Origin of the sequence: Planktothrix serta PCC 8927 (genome assembly GCF_900010725.2) — a bacterium.
Taxonomy (GTDB): Bacteria; Cyanobacteriota; Cyanobacteriia; order Cyanobacteriales; family Microcoleaceae; genus Planktothrix; species Planktothrix serta.
On record NZ_LR734879.1, the window covers coordinates 267,591 to 274,177 of the forward strand.

At 38.0% G+C, this 6,587-nt stretch carries 4 protein-coding genes; 3 read left to right on the plus strand and 1 reads right to left on the minus strand.

The genetic code is table 11. The features are described from left to right. Positions 1 to 181: 181 nt before the first annotated feature. The 3 genes from PL8927_RS22345 (at position 182) to PL8927_RS22355 (ending at position 4,430) form a co-directional block, all read left to right on the plus strand. Positions 182 to 400 carry a hypothetical protein gene (locus PL8927_RS22345; RefSeq protein WP_156093288.1) on the plus strand — a complete coding sequence of 73 codons (219 nt, stop codon included), beginning with the start codon at positions 182 to 184 and terminating at the stop codon, positions 398 to 400. Beyond that, positions 390 to 4,034: a serine protease gene (locus PL8927_RS22350; RefSeq protein ID WP_197047514.1), complete on the plus strand. Its 3,645-nt coding sequence runs from the start codon at positions 390 to 392 to the stop codon at positions 4,032 to 4,034. The genes PL8927_RS22345 and PL8927_RS22350 overlap by 11 nt, the downstream gene beginning before the upstream one ends. A gap of 207 nt (positions 4,035 to 4,241) precedes the next feature. Then, entirely contained in the window at positions 4,242 to 4,430 is a 189-nt protein-coding gene (locus PL8927_RS22355) for a type II toxin-antitoxin system HicB family antitoxin (protein WP_083625662.1), read from the plus strand. A gap of 170 nt (positions 4,431 to 4,600) precedes the next feature. Here the strand turns inward: PL8927_RS22355 and PL8927_RS22360 are convergent, their stop codons facing one another. Continuing rightward, complete coding sequence (locus PL8927_RS22360; RefSeq protein WP_083625663.1) at positions 4,601 to 6,211, minus strand: CHAT domain-containing protein; 1,611 nt, start codon at positions 6,209 to 6,211, stop codon at positions 4,601 to 4,603. Positions 6,212 to 6,587: the final 376 nt, after the last annotated feature.

The following is a 6,587-nucleotide window of genomic DNA, read 5'->3' on the forward strand; positions in this document are numbered from 1 at the left end:
CCTGTTAACAGGGATATGTGGAACAGGCATCTTGCCTGTTAACAAAGGTTTCAGGTTTTTGGTTATGCTTGATTGTGCAGCAGGTGTCCGCAGGGTTACAAGGTTTTAGAAGGTTATGATCCTAAATTGTTATCCTAAATTGTTAAGCTTTCTGCTTCCGACACTTTATTTAACAGGCAAGATGCCTGTTCTACATTTAACAGGCAAGATGCCTGTTCTACTTTATTTAACAGGCAAGATGCCTGTTCTACTTTATTTAACAGGCAAGATGCCTGTTCCACTTTATTTAACAGGCAAGATGTCTGTTCTACTTTATTTAACAGGCAAGATGTCTGTTCCACTTTATTTAACAGGCAAGATGCCTGTTCCACACTTCCTTGAAAATGCTAATGAAACCTAGTTATTTCTATCAATCTCTGAGTTGGATATTGGGACTGGGAACGTTGTTTGTGTTGCCGATAACAACGGTTCAACTCATGGCTTTTCCCCCGGTTGCGGTTGCCCAATCTTCTCAGAATTCTGCCCGGTCTGAGAATCAAATTCAAGTTATTGCTGAAGGGATTACTGTTAAAGTGATTTCTGGGGAAAGTAGCGGTTCTGGGGTGATTATTAAAAACCAAAATCAAGTTTATACGGTTCTCACCAATCAGCACGTTATTGAACCGAATCAACCGCTACAAATTCAAACGAATGATGGCAAAATTCATCCCGCAACTTTAGTTAATAATATTGATTTTCAAGGGAAAGATTTAACTTTAATTCAATTTCAAGCTAATGAAAATTATACCGTTGCCAATTTAGCAAATTTAGCGGCTGTCAAAAATAAGGACTCTATTTATGCCGCAGGTTATCCCTATGAAAGTGAACCTAATCAACCCTTTGTTTTTACCACTGGACAAGTTTTATATATTCCTCCCAAACCCTTTCGAGAAGGTTATCAAATCGGCTATAATAATGATATTCAAAAAGGCATGAGTGGGGGCCCGATTCTGAATGTTTATGGTCAGGTAATTGGGATTAATGGCATCCACGCCGAGCCCTTATGGGGAAATCCTTATATTTATGAAGATGGCTCTAAACCAACGGCCGCCGAACAGGATTTAGCGAGTCGTTGTAGTTGGGGAATTCCTATCGAAACTTTTGCAGAATTGGCGGGAAATTTTGCCCCCACTGCCAGTTTACCCCAAACCCGTCAGACTCCAATTGCTCCTAATAATATTGTATCACCAATTGCCAATGATGTTAATAATATTGCTGAAAAAATTACCGTTAAAATTGAATGGCAAAATGGCAATGGTTCTGGGGTAATTGTAGCAAAACAGGGAAACACTTATTATGTTCTCACGGCTGAACACGTCGTTAGAAATAAGCTGAATTTTCAAGTTGTTACTCCCGATGGCAAATCCTATCCCGTGACGGTTAATGAAACCAATGTTAAAACTTTACCTGGGGTTGATTTAGCGGTAATTCAGTTTATCAGTAATGAAATTTATCCCGTTGCAACTCTGGCTAATTATGATTTTAAAAATAGTGGTTTTATCTTTGCCTACGGATGGCCGGCTAATCAATTAACGAATACTCAAACCCCAGATTTTTTTAGTGCAGGTAATATTTTTGCTCAAAATTATGGCGATTTTCAAGGTCAATATTCCACATCTTTGAGTTATGGCTATGAGTTAGTTTATACGAATATAACCGCCTCCGGTATGAGTGGTGGCCCTTTGTTGGATAATCGGGGACAACTCATCGGAATTCATGGACGCGCCGATGGAGAAATTGCCTCCGAACAGGTGGGACAGGGGGGGATTTCAATTCAGTTAGGCTATAGTTTAGGGATTCCCATTCGTTCTTTTTTAACTCAGCTTCAACCATTAGGAATACAGCCAGAATGGTTAAAAGTGCAAACGGGGATTCCTCCAGCTTTTACGGAAGCAGAAATCAACACGATTATTACAGCTATTCTTAAAAATGTTGCCAGTCCTACACATAGTCAAGATATCGTTGCTTGGTTAAATTATGGCAATCAGTTATGGCGGTTAGGTAAAAATCAAGAGGCTTTAAATGCTTTTGGTCAAGTTGTCACCCTGCAACCCAAGTCCTATCTCGGTTGGTATGGCAAAGGATTAACCCTTTATTCCATGTTTCAATATACCGAAGCCTTAAATGCCTTTGACCAAGCAATTCAAAATAGTCCCCCAAATTTCGCCCCTCCTTGGTATTGGCGAGGGCAAGCTTTAGTTCAGTTAAAACGATATGAAGATGCCTTAGCTGCGATTAAAAAAGCCCTAGAAATGGATAGAAAGAACTTTACCTTTCATTTCCGACGGGGTTATATTTTGGCGGAATTATTAAAACGTTATCAAGAAGCGATTGTTGCTTACACAGAAGCAATTAACATTAACCATCATCCCTTTTTCTACAACAACCGAGGCTTGGCTTACTCTAACTTAAAAAACTATCAACAAGCGATATCGGATTACAACCAAGCGATTCAACTTAATCCCAATGATGCAGTAGCCTACAGCAACAGAGGCAATGCCTACTCTAACTTAAAAGACTATGAAAAAGCGATATCGGATTTCAACCAAGCCATTCAACTTAATCCTAATGATGCTGATGTCTACACCAACAGAGGCAATGTCTACTCTGACTTAAAAGACTATGAAAAAGCGATATCGGATTTCAACCAAGCCATTCAACTTAATCCTAATTTGACGGAAGCCTATAACAACCGAGGCAATGTCTACTCTGACTTAAAAAACTATGAAAAAGCGATATCGGATCTCAACCAAGCCATTCAACTTAATCCTAATTATGCTGAAGCCTACAACAACCGAGGCATTGCCTACAGAAACTTAGAAGACTATGAAAAAGCGATATCGGATTTCAACCAAGCGACTCAACTTAATCCTAATTTGGCTGAAATCTACAATAACCGAGGCAATGTCTACTCTGACTTAAAAGACTATGAAAAAGCGATATCGAATTTTAACCAAGCCATTCAACTTAATCCTAATTATGCTGAAGCTTACACCAGCCGAGGCAATGTCTACTATTACTTAAAAGACTATGAAAAAGCGATATATGATTACAATCAAGCGATTCAACTTAATCCTAATGATGCAGAAGCCTACTACAACCGAGGTCACGTTTACGCCAATATAGGAAATGAAGAAACTGCTATTTCCGATTTTCAAAAATCAGCCCAACTTTATAAACAGCAAGAAAAAACAGCCGACTATCAAGATGCTTTAAACAGAATTGCCCGGTTGCACAATACAAATCAAACGACAGAATCTAATTCTGATCCATATTTAGCTTATGTTCAGCAGGGAAAGACTTATTATAGACTAGGAAATTATACGGCAGCAGTGAATGAATTTACTCAAGCCATTAACATTAATCCTAATTATTTCTTGGCTTACAATGGTCGAGGCAATATTTACTTTATGTTAAAAGAATATGAAAAAGCAATATCGGATTACAACAAAGTCCTTCAACTCAATCCTAATTTTGATGCTGCCTACAACAACCGAGGTGTTGCCTACTTTAACTTAAAAAACTATCAACAAGCGATATCGGATTACAACCAAGCGATTCAACTTAATCCCAATAATGCAGATGCCTACAACAATCGAGGTGTTGCCTACTTTAAGTTAAAAAACTATCAACAAGCGATATCGGATTACAACCAAGCTGTGATCCAAAATCAAGATTTCTGGCCAGCTATGATCAATATTGGTTTAATAAAATATGAAATGGGAGAAATTTCAGTTGCGATTCAACAGTGGCAAAAAGCTATCGAAATTAATAACCAAGCCGCAGAACCTTTATTGGCTTTAGCCGTTGCTTTATATCATCAAGGGGAAATTGAAAAAGCTTTAGCAATGGCTGAAGCTGCCTTAAAATTAGATCATTCGTTTAGTCAATTAGAGGTATTGAGAGAGAATCTTTGGGGTGATAAACTGTTAGCAGATGCGGAAAAACTGTTAAAAACCCCAAGAATTCAAGCCTTTTTAAGTCAAAACCGTTAATAGCATTAACTAACGGCTACCGAAAAACCCGGTTTCTGTCCTAAATCTAGGTAATGCAGTAATAAATTGATATAGAAACCGGGTTTTTGACCCCCGGCAATAACAGAAATTATCACAATTTTGTTATTATTGATATCATCAGGGAAGGAAGGGAACACCCGACACCCGACAGCTACTATAAAACCTTGAGAGGGGTTAATCAAAATTATGGATAATTCCCAAAGATTTACTGTTATTATTGAACGAGAAAAGGATGGATATGTTTCGTTGTGTCCAGAATTAGATATTGCCAGCCAAGGAAACAATATTGAGGAAGCCAGACAAAATTTAATTGAAGCCCTTGAATTATTCTTTGAAACAGCCGAAGCTTCAGAAATTCAAAATCGATTACAATAAGAATTGGGACTTTAAAATCTATTATTCGTCAGTCAGGGATACCGCGATTTTGGTTTGAAACCCAGTAATATTAACACATTATTAACAAATTCCCCTTTTTCTCCGACACCCGATACCCGACAGCTACTATAAAACATTGAACAGGCAAGATGCCTGTTCCACAGAGTCTATTAATTAATTTTAAGCGATCGCATCATCTTTTCTACCTGCCCTTCAAACCGATCAAACTGTTGAGCCGGAGCCGTATAAGTAATAATATAAACCTGATTATCCTTAATCGTCCAAATCTGCTTGGTTTTTAACCTTAAATCTTCCTTATTGTGATAAACAACTTCAGCAGCATCTAAACCCGATAATTCTGTTTTTATAGCAGAAATTGGGTCATTTGTCAAGAGTTGACTAATTCGTTGTACCGCCTGATTGCTATAATCTTCTAAAGAAAACATCGGTGTCGGTAAAGGTTCAATTGTAATTCTTAAACTTTCTTGAAACCCTTCCGATGACCCCTGAACAGGAACAACAAACCGGGCTACTTCTCCCAAAATGGGGTCTTTTGTTACCTGCCAATTTTTCGGATATTTTAACTCAATTCCCTGTTCAGAAAACAGTAAAATCTGATGAAATTGTTGCCAGACTCCCACCCCCATTGTTCCTAGTAAAAATACCCCAGCTATTCCTAAATAAACTAATCCTTTTAACGGTTTTTTCGGCCATAATAAAGGTGTCACCGTAGGATGTTGACATAAAATTGGCAACCAAGTCGCCCCAGGAATTTCCTGATCTAACCCCTCATCCTGTAATCGTTCTCTTGCGGTTTTAATTGCTAAATGTAACGGTTCTCCCTGAGAAAAACGACCTAAAAAATGCTTCAAAAAATTTTGCGCCACAACATCAGGAACAGGTTCTCGCATCACAATTACCTGGGGAATATTTAACTCCTCTAATTCTTTCGCTATTCCTAACCCCTGACAGGAATTAAAAATAGCTAATTGTAACCCGTTTTTAATCGCTAAACTTAACCCATGTTTTAAGTCTCCTAATGTTAAACTATCCTTAGAATTAATAAAAATTTTGCCCTTCTCTTGTTTCGTACAACTATGACCCGCAAAAAATAAAATATCCCAAGATTGATCCCACAATTGATCCGTAATTTCTCGACGTTCGGGCTGGACTAAAAAATGTACCTTAGCTTTGGGTAAATTCTCTAAAAATTTCCGATCAGCATCAATATTAATTCCCTGACTATCCCCTAAAATTGCTAAAATTCTCAATTGTTTTTGACCACTATTAACAATCGGTGGATTCTCTGGATCAAAAATTGGAGCGCTGAGAATAACTTCCGCTTGTTTATAGGTTTTAAAAAAATCCCACAAATGCCAAGGTAAACACCTTAATTGTAAATCAGAAGTTTGAATAAAAACTCGCACCGATTCAGATCGATGTAATTTTTCTAATAACTTGTCTTTTAGAGGTCGAAACGTTTCAGAATTTAACCAACAATTGAGACTTATTTCTAACTCCTGGGCCGCCTTCTGACAATTATTAAGAATTGCGGAGGAATTAGTCGCTTGATTTGGGGATGCACTCACCCTTCCATAACGCAGAAGATATAAATAACTGGACTGCCAGGTTTGATAATATTGAGGAAGATCAGCACTGCTAGGAAGTTTACCCGGAAATTCAGGGCGAGAACTTTGTCCCTCCTCTCCAATTTCCATAATAACAGAAAAACCTTGTTGCCAGTCCCCCTCTGTGATCTTAAAAACCACGATTTTACTCATCACCCATTCCCCTAACTCTTTTGTTCTATGATACCGCTCAACTGGGTTATCTAGCGATATTTATAAGTAACTTTAAGTAAGTTTAGATAACTTTTTTATTTCTGTATGTACCCCTGACCAATATTGTCAGGATGATCTTTAAGAGAACTTCTGCATTGTAACCCCAAAGACACAAAGAAAGGAAAAGGTTGATTAAGGGGATATGGGTTGTGGCGAGGGTATTGTCATCCGTGTCAACTTAACGCAAAAGCCCTGAACTAAAGTTCGGGCTAAAAACTCAAACCCGTTAAAACGGGTTAAGAAAGAATGATCTTAGTCATCTTTAGATGACTTTAGCTCTTAGCCCGAACTTTAGTTCAGGGCTAACGTGGGTTAA